The organism is Lacrimispora brassicae (assembly GCF_054772055.1).
This window is the reverse complement of the sequence record NZ_BRYH01000044.1, coordinates 83,757-106,248: the sequence shown is the minus strand read 5'-3', so window position 1 is coordinate 106,248 and position 22,492 is coordinate 83,757. Positions and strand designations below refer to the sequence as shown.

The 22,492-nt window shown below is 46.8% G+C and carries 17 protein-coding genes; 1 reads left to right on the top strand and 16 read right to left on the bottom strand.

The window, feature by feature from the left end:
• Position 1: 1 nt before the first annotated feature.
• The 7 genes from ACYVD3_RS20170 to ACYVD3_RS20140 all read right to left on the bottom strand — a co-directional run bounded on the left by ACYVD3_RS20170 (position 2) and on the right by ACYVD3_RS20140 (position 7,770).
• Entirely contained in the window at positions 2–949 is a 948-nt protein-coding gene (locus ACYVD3_RS20170) for a substrate-binding domain-containing protein (RefSeq protein ID WP_460644284.1), read from the bottom strand.
• Positions 950–1,193: 244 nt separating this feature from the next.
• Positions 1,194–2,162 (bottom strand): ABC transporter permease, encoded by a 969-nt coding sequence (locus ACYVD3_RS20165; protein ID WP_460644283.1) that lies wholly within the window; start codon positions 2,160–2,162, stop codon positions 1,194–1,196.
• A 19-nt stretch (positions 2,163–2,181) separates the two neighbouring features.
• Complete coding sequence (locus ACYVD3_RS20160) at positions 2,182–3,669, bottom strand: sugar ABC transporter ATP-binding protein (protein ID WP_460644282.1); 1,488 nt, start codon at positions 3,667–3,669, stop codon at positions 2,182–2,184.
• A 120-nt stretch (positions 3,670–3,789) separates the two neighbouring features.
• Complete coding sequence (locus ACYVD3_RS20155) at positions 3,790–4,884, bottom strand: substrate-binding domain-containing protein (RefSeq protein ID WP_460644281.1); 1,095 nt, start codon at positions 4,882–4,884, stop codon at positions 3,790–3,792.
• Positions 4,885–5,061: 177 nt separating this feature from the next.
• Complete coding sequence (locus tag ACYVD3_RS20150; RefSeq protein ID WP_460644280.1) at positions 5,062–5,742, bottom strand: D-lyxose/D-mannose family sugar isomerase; 681 nt, start codon at positions 5,740–5,742, stop codon at positions 5,062–5,064.
• A 21-nt stretch (positions 5,743–5,763) separates the two neighbouring features.
• The gene (locus ACYVD3_RS20145) at positions 5,764–6,624 is read right to left on the bottom strand and encodes a class II fructose-bisphosphate aldolase (RefSeq protein ID WP_460644279.1); all 861 of its coding nucleotides are present in this window, start codon (positions 6,622–6,624) and stop codon (positions 5,764–5,766) included.
• Between the two features lie 30 nt (positions 6,625–6,654).
• Positions 6,655–7,770 (bottom strand): carbohydrate kinase family protein, encoded by a 1,116-nt coding sequence (locus tag ACYVD3_RS20140; protein WP_460644278.1) that lies wholly within the window; start codon positions 7,768–7,770, stop codon positions 6,655–6,657.
• Positions 7,771–8,263: 493 nt separating this feature from the next.
• Here ACYVD3_RS20140 and ACYVD3_RS20135 point away from each other — a divergent pair, with 493 nt between their 5' ends.
• Positions 8,264–10,039, top strand: a complete 1,776-nt coding sequence (locus tag ACYVD3_RS20135) for a methyl-accepting chemotaxis protein (protein ID WP_460644277.1) — start codon at positions 8,264–8,266, stop codon at positions 10,037–10,039.
• A 92-nt stretch (positions 10,040–10,131) separates the two neighbouring features.
• Here ACYVD3_RS20135 and ACYVD3_RS20130 read toward each other — a convergent pair whose 3' ends face one another.
• The 9 genes from ACYVD3_RS20130 to ACYVD3_RS20090 all read right to left on the bottom strand — a co-directional run bounded on the left by ACYVD3_RS20130 (position 10,132) and on the right by ACYVD3_RS20090 (position 22,150).
• Positions 10,132–12,015 (bottom strand): ABC-F family ATP-binding cassette domain-containing protein, encoded by a 1,884-nt coding sequence (locus ACYVD3_RS20130; protein ID WP_460644276.1) that lies wholly within the window; start codon positions 12,013–12,015, stop codon positions 10,132–10,134.
• A 57-nt stretch (positions 12,016–12,072) separates the two neighbouring features.
• Complete coding sequence (locus ACYVD3_RS20125; protein WP_460644275.1) at positions 12,073–13,374, bottom strand: DUF1576 domain-containing protein; 1,302 nt, start codon at positions 13,372–13,374, stop codon at positions 12,073–12,075.
• Between the two features lie 108 nt (positions 13,375–13,482).
• On the bottom strand, positions 13,483–16,086 hold the full coding sequence (locus ACYVD3_RS20120) for a cation-translocating P-type ATPase (protein ID WP_460644361.1): 2,604 nt from the start codon (positions 16,084–16,086) through the stop codon (positions 13,483–13,485).
• 358 nt (positions 16,087–16,444) lie between these two features.
• Positions 16,445–17,461 carry a zinc-dependent alcohol dehydrogenase gene (locus ACYVD3_RS20115; RefSeq protein ID WP_460644274.1) on the bottom strand — a complete coding sequence of 339 codons (1,017 nt, stop codon included), beginning with the start codon at positions 17,459–17,461 and terminating at the stop codon, positions 16,445–16,447.
• A gap of 41 nt (positions 17,462–17,502) precedes the next feature.
• Positions 17,503–18,213, bottom strand: coding sequence for an ABC transporter ATP-binding protein (locus tag ACYVD3_RS20110; RefSeq protein WP_460644273.1), 711 nt, complete (start codon positions 18,211–18,213; stop codon positions 17,503–17,505).
• Positions 18,206–19,021 (bottom strand): ABC transporter ATP-binding protein, encoded by an 816-nt coding sequence (locus ACYVD3_RS20105; RefSeq protein WP_460644272.1) that lies wholly within the window; start codon positions 19,019–19,021, stop codon positions 18,206–18,208. Before ACYVD3_RS20105 ends, ACYVD3_RS20110 begins: the two co-directional genes overlap by 8 nt.
• Entirely contained in the window at positions 19,014–19,982 is a 969-nt protein-coding gene (locus tag ACYVD3_RS20100) for a branched-chain amino acid ABC transporter permease (protein ID WP_460644271.1), read from the bottom strand. Before ACYVD3_RS20100 ends, ACYVD3_RS20105 begins: the two co-directional genes overlap by 8 nt.
• Positions 19,983–19,997: 15 nt before the next feature.
• On the bottom strand, positions 19,998–20,864 hold the full coding sequence (locus tag ACYVD3_RS20095; RefSeq protein ID WP_460644270.1) for a branched-chain amino acid ABC transporter permease: 867 nt from the start codon (positions 20,862–20,864) through the stop codon (positions 19,998–20,000).
• 74 nt (positions 20,865–20,938) lie between these two features.
• Positions 20,939–22,150 carry an ABC transporter substrate-binding protein gene (locus tag ACYVD3_RS20090; protein WP_460644269.1) on the bottom strand — a complete coding sequence of 404 codons (1,212 nt, stop codon included), beginning with the start codon at positions 22,148–22,150 and terminating at the stop codon, positions 20,939–20,941.
• Between the last annotated feature and the right edge of the window lie 342 nt (positions 22,151–22,492).

Sequence of the window (22,492 nt, the reverse complement as noted above, 5' to 3'; positions counted from 1 at the left end):
CCTACTGCCAGCCGTCAATTTCGTAATTATCAAGATTGTCCTTTGTGATCAGGGTACTGGGCAGGCTGATGTATTTTTCCACCGTCTCCCCTGCCAGATACCGGTATGCCGTTTCAGCCGCAACCCTGCCGATGGACTTGGGGCTTTGGGCGCTGGTTCCGGTCACATAGCCCATATCCAGAATGGCCTTGAAATCAGGGGAACCGTCGATCCCGTAGATCAGGACCCCCTCCTCCCTCCTGGCCTGCTGCAAAGCCGCCAGAGCTCCCAGGGCAGTAGGATCATTGCCTCCCAGAATAACGTCAAAGTCAATGTTTCTCCCCAGAATCTCTTCCACCACTTTGGAGGATACCTCAATTTCCCCGCCGGCCGCATGGCGGTACACCACCCGGTAGTTGTCATTGCCTGCGATGGCATCGGTAAATCCCTGGGAACGGTAGGTGATGGACATCTGTATGGGGTTGTCCAAAATCACAATATTGGCAGATTTCTTCCTCTTCATCATATCCAGGGCGCAAAGCTGACCTGCCTGGTAATTATCCGTCTCTATGATAGATATGACTGAATCCCTCTCTTTTACCACGGTATCCACATTAATGACCGCAATTCCCGCCTTTTTGCATGCTTCAAGGGCAGGGGAAACCGCCTCCCAGTCCACAGGGTTTAAAAACAGCATACAGATTCCCTCATCGATCAGCTCCTGGATCTGTTCATTCTGTTTCCCCTGGTCCTGAAGGGGATCCCTGGTGAGAAGAATGTCCCCATTGGCTTCTACCACCTCTTCGATTCCCTGGTTCAGCACATCAAAATAAGGGTTATTCCTGGTCATATAGGTCGCCCCGAAAAGAAGGGTTTCATGCTGCTTAGGCTCCCCCTTATTCCCGTTGCAGCCAGGCAACAAAGCCAGTATTCCAATGGTTAGAAAGAATAATCCTGTTCTCGCCTTCATGCTTTTCACTTCCCAATTTGGTTTATTTATTGTACCGTTAGTCCGCAGTGCAGCGGACGAATCCGTAGGATTCGCCCGCTCACGGGCATTCGCCCTGTGAAGCAGGCCATGGCAAGATTTTCTTATGTGCAGGCGCAACGAAAATCTTCCCCTGTCCTGTTTCGTACTGCTCATTGCTTTCGTGGATAGTATACCACAAAAAGCGTCTCTCTGTTAAGGAAACGCTTTTGGCAAGGACGTAATTCTAATCCTTTTTTTTGTTTCTCAGATAGTCGATGAACACTGCCAGAAGAATGACGATGCCCTTCACCACATACTGCCAGAAGGAATTGACATTCATCAGGTTCAGGCCGTTGTTTAAAACACCGATGATAAGGCCGCCGATAATGGTTCCGCCGATCTTGCCGGAACCGCCTGCCATGGAGGTGCCGCCTACTACCACCGCTGCAATGGCATCCATTTCCGCACCGTCACCTGCCGTAGGCTGCCCGGAGTACATACGGGAAGCTAATACCACACCGGCAAGGCCGGCCATGATACCGGAATAGGTATGTACCAACAGCTTTACCCTTGCCGTACTGATGCCGGAGAATTTCGCTGCCTGGGAATTGCCGCCCACCGCATAGATGTGCCGCCCCAGCTTTGTCTTATTCATAATAATTGCCGTTATGAGCAGAACAAATACCAAAAGTATGACAGGTGTTGGGATTCCGCCGATATAACCGGCGCCCAGAAACTGCCACGCCTTGGTGACCACCCGTACCGGGGAACCGCCTGTATACACATAGGCCAGACCTTTTGCCACGTTCATGGTGGCAAGGGTCACGATAAAGGGAGGGATGGTAGTCTTTGAAATAACCACGCCGTTCATCATTCCCACCGCCATACCGATGAGAACGCCGATGATGATAGCTGCAAATATGGGAAGGTTATAGCGGGCCACACAGCCTGCCGCCACACAGCCGGACAAAGCTATGATAGAGCCTACGGAAAGATCAATTCCTCCCAAAATAATGACCATGGTCATGCCGCAGGCCAGAAACAGGTTTGACGAAATCTGCCTTAGGACATTGAACATATTCTTATGGGTCAGGAAGGCACCGCTGGTCTTTGGAAATATGGATAAGAAAATACACAGGATCAGCAACGCCCCGATAATGCCGATATTATCTCTCAAGTATTGTTTCACATTTTTTTGAAGTCTTGTTGTCATTTGATTTTCCCCTTCTTTCCTACTTTGCAGCCAGCTTCATGATCTGTTCCTGGGTGACGCATTCCTCATGGCTGAAGCATCCTGTGACCCTGCCGTCGCACATGACATAAACCCGGTCGCTCATATTTAAAATCTCCGGCAGCTCCGAGGAAATCATGATGATGGACACCCCATCCTTTACCAGCTCATTCATGATTCCGTAGATTTCTGATTTTGCCCCTACGTCCACGCCTCTGGTGGGCTCGTCAAGAATCAGGATCTTGGGAGAGGTTGCAAGCCATCTGCCGATCATGACCTTCTGCTGGTTTCCTCCTGATAAGTTTCCGATCAACTGCTCCTGGGAGGGCGTTCTGGTATCCATCATATCAATATATTCCTGGGTGATCTTCTCTTCCTTATTGGCATCCACCCAGATTCCTTTTATAAAGGATTTAAGCACTTCAATGGTAGAGTTAAAACGGACCGTCTGCACCTTGTAAAGCCCCTCCTGCTTCCTGTCCTCCGGCACCAGGGCGATCCCGTATTTCATGGCATCAACAGGGGATTTGATCTTCACTTCCCTGCCTTCCACGAAAATCTCTCCCGTAAAGCCGGGGGTAAGGCCGAAGATGCATTTCATGGCTTCACTGCGCCCCGCTCCCACAAGTCCTGCAAATCCAATGATTTCTCCTTTATGCAGTTCAAAACTGGCTCCCTTTACCATCTTTCCGTCTGCAATATTTTCACATTTTAATACCACTTCACCTGGTTTACTATAATCACGGGTATAATACTTGGTCAGCTCCCGGCCAACCATCATGGCAATCAGCTTATCTCTGGTGGTATCCTTAACCACTTCTGTTCCTACAAATGCACCATCCCGCAATACGGTCACTCTGTCGCAAATCTGCTCCAGTTCATCCATTTTGTGGGAAATGTAAATGATCCCTACGCCTTTCTTTGTCAGCGTCCGCATGGTCTCAAACAAGAATTCCACTTCCTTATCTGAAATGGAGGAGGTTGGCTCATCCATAACAAGGATCCTGGAATTATAGGAGATGGCCTTTACAATTTCCACCATCTGCTGCTGGGCAATGGTTAAATCTTTCACAAGCGCTACTGCATCAATATTCATATGATAGGCATCCAGTAGTTTCTTAGCTTCCTTTTCCATGGCATCGTGATTGATCCAGCCACCCTTTCCAGGCTCCCGTCCCAGAAAAATATTCTCCGCTACGGTCATATGAGGAACCAGTACCAGCTCCTGATGGATGATGGAGATCCCGTTTGCATGGGAAGTATTTACCCCATCAATGATCACCTTCTGGCCATCAATGAAAACTTCCCCCTCTTCCGCTATGTAAATGCCGCCTAAAACCTTTATTAAGGTTGACTTGCCGGCTCCGTTCTCCCCAAGAAGCGCATGGACCTCACCGGTACGGAGTTCTAAATCCACTCCCTGGAGGGCATTTACTCCTGGGAAGGATTTATGGATATTTTTCATCTGAAGCAGAATCTTTTCGCTCATAAACTCACCTGCCTGTTCTCACTTTTGCTTTGCCTTTTGGGATTTACCGTTAAAAAGCGCCGGAAAGGCGTCCCAAACCCAATGTTTCTCCTGTTTTGAGACGCCCTCCGCAACACGTTCTTACTGCCAGCCGTCTGTCCCGTAGTCCTTTACATTATCAGATGTGATCAGGAAGGTTTCTACCGGATAACGGTCATCTACTTTATCGCCATTTAAATAAGAATACATAATATTTACTGCAGACTGTGCGATCTTAACCGGTGACTGTGCGCCGCTGCCTTCAATGAGGGAATCGCCGGAAGCCATTTCTGCCTTGATATCAGGAGAACCGTCTACACCGTAAATCTTGCATTCCTTAATGCCTGCTGCATTGGCTGCTGCCAGAGCGCCAAGTGCTGTGGGGTCGTTGCCGCCGAAAATAGCAACTACATCGCCGTGTGCCTGAAGAAGGTCTTCTGCAATGCCCATGGCAACCTGCAGATTCCCCTTTGCATCCTGCTGGGCCACGATGTTAAAGTTATGTCCCTTGATGGCATCCAGGAAACCATTGGTTCTGTCGGTTACGGAATTCATGGTAGGGGAATCCAGCACGATAATGTCTCCGCCGTCCGGGCATTTCTTAACCAGGTCTTCGCCGCATACGAATCCGGCGTTATAGTTATCGGATCCTGTATAAGAAATCAGATAGGACAAGTCAGCCACTTCCGTATCAAAGCCTACAATGGGAACATTTGCCTCTTTTAACTGGTCCAGAGCCGGAAGAATTCCTTCTGCCTCAGCCGGGTTCATGAACATGGCATCGATCTTCTGGGAAATCAAGTCTTCCACCTGTGTAATCTGAAGAGTTACATCATTTGCCGGGTCAACGGAAATAAGCTCGTCGCCCTGGGCCTCAACCATTTCCCGCATGGTCTTTTCAATGGTAACGAAGAACGGGTTGGTTCCATCCATACAGGTATATCCGAATTTGTAATGTTTGCTTGGGTCTTTCTTCTTTACATTTGCATCAGCCATATTGGCGCCAGAGTCAGCTTTGACTGCTGCCTTGGTCTCTGCAGTGGTGGCTGCTGCTGCTGTTTCTGCTGCCGTAGTGGCGGCTGCCGTTGTTTCAGGCGCTTTTGTCTCAGGCTCCCCATTGCTGCACCCCGCCAGGGAAACTCCTGCAAGAGCTGCACAAATCAGCATTGCGGCTAATTTTTTTGTGCTTTTTTTCATGTCACTTCCTCCTTGTACACTTTTTGTTTGTTGTATTTGCTACATTTTTATCATATCATGAGTTTATTTTTAAAACATGTGCACAATGTAATGAGTTTTATGTGACAATTGTAATATCTTTATGCCCCTCTTGCAAAGATATTGATCTTCCATAAAATATTATTGGAACCCACACTCTCATTTAGCCGCCGGATATTCGTTGCAAAGAAGCCGATAGGGAGGTTCATCCTCTTCAATCTCCGGAAAACGCCCGGCAGGCAGGTAAAAACGGTTGTCCCCATTGTCATCATTGCACATGGACACCTCTCCCAAAAGAACAGGACCTGTTCCCGGCTCCAGTTCAAAATCATGGTATAAATAAGGATATATGGTAATGCTTTCCCCTGGACACAGCTTGACCTGGGTCCCCCCAGGCACCTTGTATTCCCGCCCATCGCTGTGAATGGTCACATCAGTTTCCGCAAATTCCCCGTCAGGAGCGGACTGGTAAACACGGATCAGCACATTCCCTCCGCCACGGTTGATGATATCCTCCATTTTATTCCAGTGAAAATGCATGGCTGCGGACTGGCCTTCCTTAATATAAAGCAGCTTTTCCGCATAAGTCTTTGGATACTTCTCCATCTTCACATTGCCGTTTCGCAAAGTGATCAGGGAAAAGCCTGCCTTGTCAAAGTCACCCATCCCAAAATCCGTAATGTCCCAGCCCAGCATATTGTCACGGATCTCATCATAGTCATGTCCCTTTTCCTTCCACTCTTCCGGAGTAAAGCCGCAGAAGGGAGGAAGGGCAAAGCCCCATGCCTTTGCCATCTCCTCCATATCCCTTAATGCCCTGTTAATTTCTGAACGTTTCATTTAGGACCTCCTGACCCTTCCTTATTCCAGATTGGAAAATACCTTTATGGTATGAAGCACATCCTTTTTCATGGCCTCGATCCCCCATAAGGTCACATCATGGTAAAATACGTATCCTTCTGCTTCCATGGCCTTTTCCCTTACATGCATCCCGCCTGTTTTGGCTAAATATGTATAGTAATTGATCTTGCGGACGCCGTTTTCAATGCATTTATGAAAGTCCTGGTCACTGACCCCGGAGCCTCCGTGCATGACAATGGGAAGTCCGGTCCGGCGGCTGATCTGGCTGATCCGGTCAAAATCCAGCTTTGGTTCCGTCAGGTAAAGCCCGTGTACGGTGCCAAAGGAGCATGCCAGGGCATCAATTCCCGTGACTTCCGCAAATTCCTCTGCCTGCTCCGGATCCGTATAGCAGCCTTCCGTGGCTTCTCCCTCTTCTCCTTCCCCAATGCTTGAAAATTCCTGTCTTCCCATGGCGCCGATCTCCGCTTCCACAGAGGCCCCATAGGCTTCCGCCATTTCAACAGCGATCCTGGTATTGGCCACATTCTCCTCAAAGGACAGGGCAGAGCCGTCATACATGACCGAAGTAAATCCCATATCCAGTGCCTTTTTCAGCATGTTTAAATCGTCCCCATGGTCCAGATGCACCGCTACCGGCACCGTAGACCTTTCTGCCATCATGATCATAATAGGACCTATGACCGACATAGGGATGATGGCTTCGTGTACAGGGGCAAATTGGAGAATTACCGGCTGGTTTAATTCTTCGGAAGCCTGAAGCACTGCCTGTATCCCCTCCAGGGAAGTGATGTTAAATGCCCCTATTGCTATGTTTTTTGCATCCGCCAGTTCTAAAATGGCCTTCATTGTGATCAGCATATCTTTTTCCTCCTGATTATTATGATTTTTTTATGGATGGATAATTTTCTGTTGTTCCCATCCCTTTTGTATCTTTTCCTTAAGAGCCTCAAAGGGCAGAAGTCCGCTGATGGCATCATACTCCGTCACACAGGAAGCCCCTGTTGCCGCCGCAAGCTCCAGGCATTCCTCCGGCCTTAACCCATCCAGCATGGCCTTTATAAATGCGGCAATGCTGGTATCTCCTGCTCCGGTGGCCGACAGGATCTTATGGGGCACAAAGCTGTTCTGAAAACAGGCAATACCGCCCCAGCCTTCCATAAAATGCTCCGGCCCGGTCTTTAAATACATGCCGGCTGCCCCGCATTTCAGCAATACGGCTTTGGCTCCCAGCTTTAACGCCCGGTCCGCAAGGACCTTCACATCCTCATTTAAGGAAAGGATTGATGTAATGTCATCCCCTCCCGCTTTTTCCTGCCATTTGTCATATAAGTCCCTGTCAAGCATGTACCCCAGTTCTTCAATGCTGGGGACAAAGAAATCCACATAAGGAAGCACAGACGCCAGGATCTTCTCCCAGTCACATCCGGCCGCCTCTGATTCAGGATCCACTGCTGTTAAATCCAGGGATGTGGTAAGGGAAAGCTCCTTGACCCGCCGGAAAAGATCAACCAATTCTTCTCCGTCATTCTGGTAAAATCTGCGCATCAGCGTAGGGTATCCAAAATGAAAGTGGGACGCCCCGGACATCTGCTCAAAATCCACATCATTGCAGCAAAACGTATCATTGCATCCGGGATCATGGAGAAAAAACCGGTCAAATCCCTTTGGAGCTATGACCACCGTATAGGAGGTGGATTCCCCCTCCATTTCCGGAATGCTGCTCTCACAGCCGCTTTGCCTGATCTTTTCCTTTAAGATCAAGCCGAAATCATCCTTTCCCACCTTTGCCATTAAAAGTACGTCGCCTCCCAGGGCATGAAGCCCCAGCCCCGTATTGGAGACAGCCCCGCCTGTGGATACCTGTGCCTTTCCTACCCGCAGGAGCTTTCCAGGCCGTAAAAGCGCGGAAAACTTCTGACCGCCGCTGTTTTTAAAAACCGGCGTAATGTCCAGGGAAATATGTCCGGCCACCACAACTTTCTTCTTCCCTTCCTGATAATTCATGTTTTACCCCCTCTCTCTGTATTCATCATAACAATTCCAAAGAAAAAGTCAATATTTTTTATGCATTTATTACTATTGTAATGTGCAATATGACATTTGTCATGTACATATTGCACAACAGCCAAAACAAATGCCTCTTTTTTTCATGATGTCATTTTTTGACGATAAATGTTAAAAATTTATCTAAAATGCTTTTTATTTTCTATTAAAATGAATTTAAATTCTATCTTTAACAGGCTTTTTCTTTCCATTGACAAACAATAATCTTGTATTATATAATGAACAATGTCGATATTTGCCTAAAAATGGATAAAATGGCCTTTTTGTAACTGATATTCACCGATGTTCATAAAATATTGATTCCTATGGTATACGGAACACGGAGCCTCAGACGTTGTGATGTGTATACACCCGTTGGTGTTTTGAGGAACATGGCAGACCAGATTGAAGCGATTATACATAAGAACTGATGAAAAACTAGGAGGTTATCAATATGAAGAAATTCAGAGATTACAGTATTACCAGAAAGCTGCTTACAGCCTTTCTCAGCATGGTATTGATTATGCTTGTAATCGGCATCACGGGCATTTTGGGCATGTCCCGCATCAACAGAATGGATACCATTTTGTACAAAGAGCAGACAGCTCCCATGAAAGACCTGTTCTTTGCCACTAAAAATCTGTATCAGCTTCGTGCAGATTCCAATGCCATGGTCATCCATGCCGGTGACACAACGGAATTAGAGACCCTGGAACAAAGCTATGCTGAAGCAAAGAACAACTTTCTTAACGGCTCCGCCACATACCGGGCCAGCATCAAAAATGAAGAAGCCCTTTCTTTGATGGATGAGTCAATCCAACTGTTTACAGATTCTTTTGATCCCTCTATACAAAGATGCTTAAACGCAGCCAAGCAGGGGTCTAAGAACACGGCATTGACCGCTTTTGATCAGGATAAGGACAAGATCCAGAAGATATTTGACAATTTTGACAGAATGACGGAGATCCGGATGGAAGTTGCCCACCAGACCAGTAAAACCAATGATTCAACCGCCATCATCCTGACCGTTATCCTTTGCAGCATCGTTGCAGCCGGAACAGCCTTTGCCATATTCCTGGGCTCCCGGATTGCCCGCATGATCAGCCTGCCCATCGGACATGTGGTAAAAGCCGCTGATAAAATCGCCCTTGGACATGTGGATGTGGACCTGCAGAATATCAATTCCAAGGATGAAACAGGCCAGCTTGCCTCTGCCTTTACTTCCATGCTGGAAGGCATCAGGAGTCAGGTGCTCATTGCCGAAAAAATCAGCAACGGTGATTTTACCCAGGAAGTTCCTCTCCGTTCCGAAGAAGATATCCTTGGTCTTGCCCTTCGTAAGATTGAAAAGGATCTTAACCGGACTCTGCTTCTTATAAGCACTGCAGCCGATCAGGTAAATACCGGCGCAGAGCAGGTATCCTCTGCAGCCCAGGCCCTGGCCTCCGGATCTACGGAACAGGCAGCAACTGTTGAGGAGCTTAACGCCGCCATTACCACAGTCGCCATACAGGCCGGTCAGAATGCGGATAATGTCCGTTTGGCATCTTCATACGTGGAACAGAACGGAGCCGGAGTTATTGAAAGCAATACCCACATGCAAAACCTGAATACCTCCATGAATAAGATCAGCGCAGCTTCCGAAGAAATTTCCAACATCACCAAAGTGATTGAAGATATCGCCTTCCAGACAAATATTCTTGCATTAAATGCCGCCATTGAAGCTGCCCGTGCCGGAAGTGCGGGAAAGGGATTTGCAGTGGTAGCAGATGAAGTGCGAAACCTTGCCACCAAATCTGCGGAAGCGGCCAAAGAAACGGCAAATCTCATCGTCCATTCCGTGGAAGCCGTTAACGAGGGCAAGCAGATGGCAGCCGATGCCGCAAGGATCCTTCGGGAAGTAGGGGAAAAATCAAGACTTGTGGAACAGACGATCCAGGAGATCGAAACCGCTTCTTCCCAGCAGGTGACAGCAATGGAACAGATCAACCAGGGCCTGTCACAGGTATCTGCCGTAATACAGACAAATGCAGCTACCGCAGAAGAAAGTTCTGCTTCCAGTGAGGAGCTGACCGCTCAGTCCCAGACTCTGCAGCAGGAAGTCAGAAAATTCAAATTAAACGGAGAACAGGTAGATTTTCATGAAGAGTACGTTCCTTCTATCAAAAACCATGAACCGGAATTTTATGCAAGAACAGCATCAACCTATGACTATTCCGGTAAGTATTGATTAAGGAAAACAATCTTAAATTACATAAAAAACGCAGGACATTGGCGGATCAGCCTCCAATGTCCTGCGCTTCTTTTTACATCTCTTTCTCTTTACAGCCCTTCCTCATAAGCCGTATCAAACCATTCCAGGCATAGTTCATGCCAATCTGCCCATGCCTTTTGAAGTTCTTCCTTCCTCTCCTCATAGGAACCGGATTCCTTCCACTCCTCACCCTTCCAGAAGCTTTCCGATTCCAGCCACCGTTCCTCCATCTCCTCTATAGAGACAGTTAATTTCATCACCCGGTCCCTTGCGGGCAAAAGCCGCTCCAGAACCAGCCCAAGCTTCCAATCCAGATACGCTTCCTCCACCGGTATCTCTCTTAGCCGGTGCCTTTCTGCCTTTGGGACTCCCCGCATTCCGGCGATCAGGGCCTGTTCCTCCGCCCTGATCTGCGCTGCAATCCCCTCTCCCTTTTCTGCCTTTCTGCAGCGTTCCAGATAATGCTCATAGCCAAAGGGATAGTAAAAGGCGGACTGGTTTTCAAATATGAGAACCGATTCTGCCACCCGGCTTAAAAAGTAACGGTCATGGGATACAAATAAAATGGTTCCTGTATAAGCCCGGAATGCGGATTCCAGGGTTTCCTTTGCCCTGATGTCCATGTGGTTGGTGGGTTCATCCAGGATCAGGAAATTGGGCCTGCTCTGCAAAAGCTCCGCCAGGACAAGCCTTGCCTTTTCCCCGCCGGAAAGGAAGCTTACCCGTTTTTCGGCCTCCTTTCCCCCAAACAGGTATGCTCCCAAAATGCTGCGGACCTCTTTTTCCGTCAAAGAGGGGAAAAGATCATGGAAATGGCCTGCAACGGATTTATCAGAATCAATTTCCGAAGAATGCTGGTCAAAATAGCCCATGGTAATCTGGTTTCCCAGGGAATGCGCCCCGGAAACCGGAGGAATAAGACCTGCCACCGTTTTTAAAAAAGTGCTCTTTCCTGCCCCGTTGGGACCAAGGATCCCTATTTTCTGTCCTCTGCGGATCCTCATGGACAGTTCCAAAAGGGGACGGTCATATCCGATTTTCAAGTGTTCTGCTTCAAAGACCCATTTGCTTCCTAAAAAAGCAGGCTCCAAAGCACCTGTGAATATGTGGATATCATCCTCTGCCGGTTTTTCTGCCTGCCCCAGCCGTTCCATTGCCTTTCTTTTTGCCCTGGCAAATGCGGCCTTATTTGGCTTATGCTTAAACCGCTCCACCAGATCATTTAAGCGTTTCAGCTCCTCCTGATGCCGCTCATAGGCTTTTGTCTGTATGCGTACCGCCTTCCTTTTCTCTTCCCGGTAATGGGTATAATTGCCGGGATACCTCATAAGTCTCTTTCCCGACAGCTCATATACCACCGATGCCGTCTGGTCCAGAAAAAAGCGGTCATGGGATACCATCACCACTGCCTTTTCATACTGCCTCATATACTGCTCCAGCCACTCCGCTGCCTGGATATCCAGATGGTTGGTAGGCTCGTCTAAAAGCAGGATATCCGGCTTTTGCAGCAAATGGCGGATCAGGGCAATCTTCGTCTGCTCCCCGCCGGAAAACTGGGAAAGGCTTTTCTTTTTATCTTCCTTTGTAAATCCAAACCCGGTAAACAGGGTATCATATTCCCGTTCATATTCAAACCGCTCCATGGCAAAGGAATCTCTAAAAGGACAGGAGAACAGCAGCTCTTCTTCTACTGTCCTGCCCTTATCCTCAAACGCCTGCTGTTTTAAGTATCCTATGGTCAGTTTTCTGGAACTGGTGATGCCGGGGCCTTCCCGCTTATCATCCCGGTCTAAGTCCAATTCCCCGGCTATAAGCCTTAAAAGTGTGGTTTTTCCGGCTCCATTGTTTCCTACCACCGCTATTTTTTCCCTGCCATGTATTCCAAAATCAATATGTGACAGGATCAGGCTGCTCCCGGCAGTAACTGTCCCATCCTTTATCTGATACAACATTTCAAGATCTTCCTGTTCTTAAGTTTTATTCTGTTCCAGCCTCCGTTTCTCATGAAACTATAAGGAATCATGAACATGTGCATGGGCCTGTCTGTCCCGGATGGACTGGAGCACCGGCACCAGGAAGGTGGCCATGAGACCTCCTGCAAAGCCATTGTTATAAAGGTTCATACCGCCGTAAACAATGCCTACATTCAGAGCTGCGGCAGAATGAAGAAATCCGGCTATAATGCCCGCAGCAACGCCGAACTCACCTGCAATAGGCGCAAGGGTTGTTGACAATAAAAGGGCCAGAAGGGCACTGGGATCCGTAATGCTCCAGTTCTGGACCAACCCTCCTAGAATGACTCCCATCATAATGGGTAAAATGTTTCGAATATGCTTTCCCGTTGCGCTGAAGCCTACAATGGTGAATAGCCCTCCAATGGTAGGTCCGTTTAAAGCTCCTCCTATCATGACAAGGATCAGGGTTGATACCACACCGTTGATCCCCATATTAAGAAGAGTAGGCGCAAATCCCTCACTTTTTACATAATCCGTGCCGCTGAGGCCATAGGTTTTTAGTATGTCCAGATAACGCCTTCCAACATTCTCTGACAGCAGAAATGCAAAAATTATCATACCAAAGAACAAAAACAGAAGCAGCCTTGCAAAAATCACATTGTTGCCCTCAGACCAGATCAGCCTTTCCTCTATGTTAATTCCAAAGGATTTCATCAGAGAGACTATGACAACAGCAATGATACCGGCGGAAAAACCCACATTATAAAGGGAATACCCCTTGTGGGCATAGTGGGTATGAGTGGACAGGGGCGGAAGTACAAATCCAATTGCCAATCCAACTAAGATGCTCAGAATCAGCCTGGATGCCAAATGCAGATTACCGATCTGCATGATCTGAGTGATGATCGGGGACAAAGAAGTCCCGTAAAAGCCAACATAGATATAACGTGTTATGGAAGTTTTGTGATAATAAGAATACAGGCAAATTCCCATCATGATAGCCCATATATTCATGATATTTTTTCCGAAAAGGGAAAAACCAAACATAAGAAAGCATGAGGTTATAGTATGGCCGCTCATCTCCATACCAAGAAAATACACAATTGCAATACTTAATAAAGTTAATACACCCGCGTTGACAAACGCTGCTCCTATTCCGCCAATAGCAACATAATCCGTAATCAGGAAATCTGGCTCCCTGACAATCGTAATAATACCTCTCCAAATTCCATCAAACGGCTGCAAAAAGAAGCCTGCAACAATAAAATAAATCGGCACCAGGGCAAGAATCTGGAATTTCGTCCGCCTGGACAGCGGTCCGCAATTTCTTACTTTAAATGAAGGTTGTCCTGTCATGTGTCGTCCTTTCTCCAATATTTAATTTTTATTTACTGGAGTATTTTATCATTTTTAAAAAAGAGGTTCAACACTTTTTTTCGGTTGAACCTCTTTTTTTTCAAGAAATTATTTCCTGTTTTCCTTTATGACCTTTGTAAACTGTATGATTACCGTAGGGATGACTGCAAGGCCATATACGATTCCGATCTGTCCTCCTGAAAGGGGCGTTACGGAAAACAGCCTTTCAAGAACAGGTACAAACATGACAAGACTTAACAGGGAAACCCCTGCAAGGAATGCTCCCAGGCTGTACCAGTTGGTTTTAAAGCCCAGCCTGAAAATAGAGTGGCGGCTTCTGCAGTTAAATCCATGAAACAGACGGGAAAGGGTCAAGGTGCAGAAAGCCATGGTGCTGGCTGTGGATGCACTGCCCTGCCTTAAGCCAATATGGAAGGCCGTCATGGTACATGCGGCGATCAGCCCACCCTGCACCAGTATTTTGATCAAAAATTCTTTAGTCAGGATTCCCTCTTTTGGATCTCTTGGCTTCCTGTTAAGCAGGCCGTGCTCCGCAGGTTCCATGCCAATGGCGATTGCCGGAAGGGAGTCCGTTAGCAGGTTAATGAACAGCAGATGAACCGGAGCAAATGGGATGGGAAGAGCCACAATGGATGTATAAAGAACGGAAAGGATTCCCGCCATATTGCCGGAAAGCAAAAACTGAATGGCATTTTTTATGTTCCGGTACACGTTACGGCCGTTGGCAACTGCCTTTATAATGGTTGCGAAATTATCATCTGCCAGGATCATGGAAGCGGCATCCTTGGAAACCTCTGTTCCGGTGATTCCCATTGCCACTCCAATATCAGCCTTCTTTAAGGCAGGAGCATCATTGACTCCGTCTCCAGTCATGGAAACAACATTTCCCCGCCGCTGCCATGCGTCCACAATGCGGATCTTATTTTCCGGCGACACTCTGGCGTATACGGAGGTCTTTATAATATTCAAATCCAGCTCATCATCGGTCATGGCATCTAATTCTGCCCCGGTTACAGCCATATCTCCCGTTTCAAAGATCCCGATCTGCTTTGCTATGGCGGTTGCGGTGATCTTATGGTCTCCGGTGATCATTACCGGCCGGATCCCTGCCCGCTTGGCATCGGCTACCGCTTCCTTGGACTCTTCTCTCGGCGGATCCACCATGGAAACCAGCCCCAGGAAAATAAAGCCGTTTTCAGAGTTTAAGGAAAGCACATGGTCTTCCTCCACTTCCTTATAGGCAAAGGCAAGCACCCGAAGCCCATTCTCTGAAAATCTCATGTTCTGGTCAAAGATCTCCTCCCTGTCCTTTTCTGTCAGCTCCCTGACTCCCTCAGAGGTACGGATATGGGTGGTCCGGTACAGCAATACATCCACCGCCCCCTTTGTCAGTATGGTAGGAACCCCATGAAGCTGGTATTTGGTGCTCATCAGCTTCCGGTCGGAATCAAAGGGAAGCTCTTCTAAGCGGTGCATCATTTCCCTGATGAGATCATGGCTTAAGCTGATTTTTCCCGCCATTTCAAGAAGGGCATACTCCGTAGGATCTCCGATCCCCTTTCCTTCCACAATAGAGGAATCATTGGTCAGCAGCGCATCATAAAGCAGGTAACGGTGAAGCTGGCTGCGAAGGTCTAACTCATCCGGCTGACAGACTTTACCGTCCACATAAATTTCCTGTACAGTCATCTTATTCTGGGTCAGGGTTCCGGTCTTATCGGAACAGATGACGGAAACGCAGCCCAGGCTTTCCACTGCCTTTAATTCCTTGATGATAGCATTTTCCCTGGCCATCCGCTGGGTCCCCATTGCCTGTACAATGGTTACGATGGAGCTTAAGGCTTCCGGAATGGCTGCAACTGCAAGGGCCACAGCAAACATCAGGGAATCCAGAAGGGGCATTTTACGGTAAATGCTTAACAGGAACACCATGGCGCAGATCACCATGATGACCATGGCAAGGCGGCTGGAAAACTGATCCAGGCTGACCTGCAAAGGCGTTTTCTTCTCCTTCGTGGCGTTCATCAGGCTGGCGATCTTTCCGATCTCCGTCTCCATTCCGGTTCCGGTAACAGCCACAACCGCCCTGCCGTAAGTAACCAGGCTTCCGGAATAAACCATATTGGTCCGGTCTGCCAGGGGAGCTTCTGGTCCAAGGGTCCCCTCCTCTTTATCCACATTGGTGGATTCTCCGGTCAAGGAACTTTCATTGACCTGAAGAGAGTAATTATTAATGATCCTTCCGTCAGCCACTACCATATCTCCGGCTTCCAAAAGCAGGATATCTCCCGGAACCACGCCTCGTGAAGGAATCTCGATCTTTTGTCCGCTCCGGATCACCTTGGCCGTGGGCGATGATAAGGATTTTAAGCTTGCCAGGGACTTTTGCGCCTTTTCATGCTGCACCGTTCCAAGAATTGCGTTTAACACAATAACCGCCACAATAACGATGGTGCTTTCCACATTTCCAGAAAGCATGGAAATAACAGCCGCTGCAATCAGAATGACCACCAGCAGATCACGGAACTGCTCGGCAAATACCTGAAGAGTGCTTTTTTTCTTACCTTCCTCCAGGACATTTTCTCCCTTGCTGGCAAGAAGCCCGGCAGCCTCCTCTTCCTTCAGCCCTTCCTTTGATGTATGAAGCTCTTGTAAAACTTCCTCTTCTGTTTTCTGATACCAGTCTTTCAAACTTTCCTCCATTCTGCCATCCCAATAGGACAGCCTGCATCAACATGTACTGTTATGATCTCTCTGATTTATTATTGCCCCAAAAAGGGAAAGAAAAAGACTTTCAATGCATTTATTCTGAAAAAATCAAATGTTCAGAGTAAATACATTAAAAGTCTGGTAACCATTATCTGGTATGCACCACCAGGCTGCCCTATGACAGTCAGGATGTTGATGATGCATTTAAACTACTCCCTCTTAATGAAGCTATTCAATTATAAATCAGACACTCATGTCTGTGATCCAGACAATTATACGTTCTAATGACTCATTTGTCAACAATCATTTTTTCTGTATAACAATTTCAACCTGCCATTTGTCACAGCATTACGTTCACCTTCATATAATTACCGGAGTTTTCCTCAATATCAGTGATCACTGCCGGAGTTTCTTCCATTGTAACGGTTTTGGTCAGTATTTTTCTCACATCTACCCTGCCTGTATGGATCAGCTCAATGGCTTCTTCAAATTCATTGGCACTGGTACGGGCTCCGCGGATATCAATTTCCTTTCTCGTGATCATATCAGTAGGGAGCGGAGTCTCCTTTTTCGGCCATCCGGTAAACGTAATCCGGCCTGCGTTGGCAGTAATGTCCAGAGCGGAACGGACTGCCGGGTTGGCACCGGAACACTCCATGACAAGCTCTGCCATACGTCCGTTTGTATATTCCAGCACCTTTTCTGTGAGGTTTTCTTCTGCTGAATGAATCGTATAGTTTACTCCCAGCTCTCTTGCAAAAGAAAGGCGCTCTGCCACAACGTCAATGACAATAGGCACTGCCTCATAAGCAAGAGCTGACATGGCTGCCAGAAGACCTATGGGACCGGCCCCTATAATAGCCACATGTTCCCCTTTCTTTAAGCCGCCCCGGTGAATGCCATGAAGGGCGATGGTAAGAGGTTCTGCCATAGGTGCAATGTCCCATGGCATATCTTTTGGAAGCTTCCACAGCATATCTGCCGGATGTACCATATAGTCAGACATTCCTCCCTCTACATGGACTCCCAACACCTTTAAATCGGTACAGCAATTGGTACGCCCAATGGAACAGGGGTAGCAGTCTCCGCAAAAGAGATAGGGATCTACAATCACATGGTCTCCTGCCTTGATTCCATTCTTGTTGCCCTCCGGAATGGATATTACCTCACCCACAACCTCATGGCCGATGATCCTTGGATAGGATACCAGAGGATTGGTTCCCCGGAAAGCGCCTATATCGCTTCCACAAATCCCTGCGGCCCGTACTTTTATAAGAGCCTGTCCTTCTTTTGGCTCCGGTTTTTCAATGTCAATACATGCAACCTTCCACGGTTCTTCTAAATAGATAGCGCGCATATTCCTTTACCTCCATAAATTATGTCAATAACAGCAAGCCATCAGCCTCCCAGATAGGCTTTTTTGATCTCATCCGAATCCATCAATGCTTTGCTTTCTCCACAGGTAACCAGGTTACCCACTTCCAGTACATAAGTCCTGTCAGATATGGACATGGCCATAAATGCATTCTGCTCCACGATTGCAATGGGTATATTTCTCACCTTGTTCACCCGGACAATTACATCAAACATGTCATCCACAATTACCGGTGCAAGGCCAAGACTGGGCTCATCCAGCATCAAAAGCTGTGGGTCTGACATAAGCCCTCTTGCAATGGCCAGCATCTGCTGTTCGCCGCCTGACATGGAACCGGCTTTTTGTTTTGCCCGTTCCTTTAATCTTGGAAAAATGTCGTACTGTTCTTCCAGATGCCGTTCCATTTCCACTTTTGACATCTTTACAGAATAGGCACCCATTTCTAAATTTTCCTGAACAGTCATATTGGGGAAAATTTCCCGGCCCTCCGGAATATAAACAATTTTTTTACTTACCACTTTATGGGGAGGGAGACCGCTTATGACCTGGCCGTTGTATTCGATGGTACCCTTTTTCGGCTTATTAATTCCCATAATGGACTTCATCAGGGTAGTCTTTCCTGCCCCGTTGGCTCCGATGATGGATACGATTTCCTTGTCTCCCACTTCAATGGATACGTCAAACAGAGCCTGAACCTTGCCATAATATACGTCAATGCCATTGATCTTAAGCATTTGCAGCCCCCCTTGCCATATTCTGTTTATACCGGTCGCCTAAATACGCCTTGATCACCACCGGATCCTGCTGTATTTCTTCCGGTGTGCCTTCGGCAATTTTTGCGCCAAAGTTAATGACGGTAATGTAATTGCTGATATTCATGATAACATCCATATTGTGCTCGATGAGGAAAATATCAATGCCGGAATCAAACACCTTTAGCATAATATTTACAAATTCCACACGCTCGGAAGGATTCAGCCCTGCGGCCGGTTCATCTAAGAACAGCAGTCCTGGGTCTGACATGAGAGACCTGGCAAGCTCCGTAAGTTTCTGTTTGCCGTAAGGCATATTGGACGGATATTCTTCTGCCAGATCCTTTAATCCCATAAACTCCAGAATCTGATCCGCCTTTTCATTCATCAGCTTCTCTTCTTTGTAAGCGTTCTTAATATCAAACAGAAAAGGCACAAAGCCCTGCTTCCGGTCTGACATATTTCCCATCATTAAGTTTTCCTTCACTGTCATGGAACGGTATAATTTTAAGTTCTGGAACGTCCGGCTGCAACTGGTTTGGGCAATTTCATGGGCGCTCATACCACTTATTTTCGTGTTCTCATGGTAAATCTCGCCCTCTGTCAGCGGCAAGAGACCGGTGATCATGTTTATAGCAGTTGACTTGCCTGCTCCATTCGGACCGATCAAAGCATGGATGGTGCGTTCCTTCATATCCAGAGACAGATCATTTACCGCTACCAGTCCGGAGAAGCGTTTTGTTACATGGTTTAAGGTTAAAATAGATTTTCCTTCTCTGTTATCAGCCATTTGCCTGCTCTCCTTTCCCTGTTTTTGCCGCCCTCTTCTTTCCCTTAAATAGAGAAACCATCCCATTTGGCATAAAGATGACAAACAGCAGAGTGATAATTGAAAATACCAGCCAGTAGTAATTTTCCATGAATCTTAAAAATTCCGGTACCAGAGTGACCAGAATGGCCCCCAGAACATTGCCGGGCACAGAGCCTAATCCTCCGATCACCAGCATGACAACGTAGTTAATGGAATACTCCAGGTTATATGCACTGGGATTAATGAACCCAACGTAATGGGCATAAAGACTTCCTGCCACTGTTGCATAGACGGCTGCAAGGGTAAACGCCAGAATCTTAATGGACGCAATGTTGATCCCTCCTGCTTCCACCGCATCCGGATTATCCTTAACTGCCAGGAAAGCCCGCCCCCATTTGGAATTAACAATCCTGTATGCGTTGAAAATAAGGATTACTGCTATCACCAGATAGAGATAATAAATTTCTTTATTTGTCTGGAATTTGTGGCCCAGTATGGAAAAGGCCGGAATTCCCGTTACACCCAATGCTCCTCCTGTGAGACCTGTCAGATTAGTCATCAAAATGCGGACTATTTCTGAAAAGCCAATGGTGGTAAGAGCTAAATATACTCCGGATACCCTTAAGGAAGGATAGCCAAGACCCATTCCTATTAAAAATCCCATGCCCACGGCTGCTATTAAGCAGATCCATGGATTGATCCCAAGTCTCGTAGCCAGCAGGGAAGACGTATATGCTCCCATAGAGAAAATACCGGCTGTTCCCAGATTCATCTGACCCGTAAGGCCGGTTATGAAATTAAGTCCCACTACGATAATGATATTAATCAGCACCTGGATCATCAGATTCAGATGATAGTTATTGGAAATAAACATGGGTAGGATTGCTGCCAGAGCAATTGCAGCTACTGCAATTAATGCCGATGATTTATTTATTTTCATTGCTTTCCTCCTCGCTTATCTCTTATTTCCCAGAATTCCTGACGGCCTCACCAACAAGAAGATAATTAACAGTACAAATGACAAACAGTCTTTATAAACTGACGGAATCAGCATACTTCCAAAGATTTCAACAAGTCCCAGAAGGATACCGCCCACAATCGCTCCCGGAAGGTAGCCAAAACCACCGATGACACCGGAGGCAAAGCCTTTTAAACCGATCATGGAGGACATTTGAAGCTCCACATTGAATATTGGAATTACCAGGATTCCGATGGTGGCACAGATAACAGCCGATAAGCCAATGGTAAAAGCGATGTTCATGGGAACATTGATTCCCATTAAGGAGGCCGCCGTTTTATTTTCTGATACACAGCGCATGGCTTTTCCGGTCTTGGTCGCTTTAAAGAAAATCTGCAGACCAGCGGTAATCAGGGAACACACCACAATAATCACCAGATGGGCCTTTGATACTACCACAGAACCAAAGTGAATGGATCCTCTTAAAAAATTGTCCAGTGTAAAGGGAAGAGGACCCCAGATCAGACGGACCGACTCTATCATGATCCTGCCAAGGATCACCGTTCCGATTACGGCAAATAAATTGGTGGAAAGCTTGCTGAGCGGATTAAAAAGCGCAAATGCGCTGACCATTCCTAACAGAAACATGGTAAGTACAGTAAAAAGAATCGCCAATACCGGCGGAAGCCCAAGACCTAACACATAGGTACCGGCAAACATATAAGCTCCAAATAAGATGAACTTATCATGACTGAAATTCAATAATCCTGTTGCGTTCCAGATAAGAGTGTACTCAATACCTACCAGAGCATAGATAAAGCCCATGGCAATACCGGTAATGAGAAGCTGTACAAATACCTGCATATGTAGTACCTCCTCGTTATTTGCACCCGGCAGCCGTTTTAAGCCGCCAGGTGCCGTTCATTCACCTTATATCATCAGTCTAAGGATACCTGCTTGGTTACAGACATATTCTTTTCTCCGTTAAACTCCAGAATATAAAGGTTGGTATTCATCTCTCCCTGCTCAGAGCAATTAAGCTTGCCAAATACAGCATTAAAATCCTTTGTTTCAGAAAGAGCCTTGCGGATATCTTCCGGTTTATCGGAGCCGGCCCGTTCAATGGCATCGGCCGTTAAGTAAGCTGCAGTATAATACATGGCTGCATAACGTTCCACATCTGCTCCCCAGCGTGCCTTAAAATCATCCAGGAATTTCTTCATGGTCTCATTGGTCTGGTCCGCATAGAAATCAGTAGATGCATAAGTTCCTTCCAACTGTTTTGCATCGCATAAATCATAGGTCTGGGACTGGGCCAGGGCATTAGGTCCAACATGGGGAAGATCTCCCATACCAAGCTCGTCCAACTGGCGCACAATCAAAGCTGCTTCTGCATCATGGGAAAAATCAAAGATAACATCCGGTCCCCAGCCCTTGATCTTGGAAAGCTGGGAAGTTAAGTCCTTATCCCCTGATGTAAAGCCTTCTGAGTAATACTCAATCCCATTCTTTTCGCAATACAGCTTCGTGGCATTGTCGGCTGCCACACCGTAATCATCGGTATCATAGAGGGCGCCTACCTTTCCGGCACTAAACTGTTCCTTGGCAAACTCCACCATAGCCGGTCCAACAGCCCCGTCTGAAACGGATATACGGAAAAAGTATGGATTCTGTGCCTCTAAAAGCTTCGGTGAGGTGGCTGCGCTGATGAAAGGAACTCCTGCCTTCCGATACAATTCCTGAGTTGCAGATGCCATAGGTGAAGTATGGGGACCAATGGCCACGGAAACATTCTCTCCCAGGATCTTATTGACCGCATTCACCGCACCTGTGGGAGTTCCTGTATCATCAACCAGAACCATCTCCAAAGGTCTTCCTCCCAGTACGCCTCCTTTGGCATTGATTTCTTCAAAAGCCATGGTCACTGCCTGCTTCATACGAAGTCCTCCAGCCGCCATAGGGCCTGTTACCATGTTGGATACTCCCACCTTAATCGGAGTACCGGTTGCTGTTGACTGGGCTCCTGCCTGAGTTTCCCCTGCAGCAGAAGCTTTGGACGCCCCTGACGGACTGCTTTTGCAGGCGGCCAGAGATGAGACAGTCATACCCACCGCCATTGCCATGCATAAAACTTTTTTCATCCTTCTCATGTTATAATCCTCCTCTTACTTATTTTTGAATTTAATAGAATTGATTTAAAATATATTAATTGCTATGTAATATATTTTTATGGCGTTAGTATACTACAGCGGTGTATGAAAAGCAATAATAAATAATTATTTAACAAGGATTTTGTTTCTTTTATCCATTAAAAACATATATTTTTTATGCATTTTAACGAAAAAAATCGTTTTCTATGTAATAATCATCTATTTTTTTATTTATATTTATTGTTTTCATCCATGGTAAAAACACCATTTTTACTTTATACTGTAACTATTGTGCTATTTTTTCTTCAAAGTAATATATTGATTTCAATTTAAAATACTAAT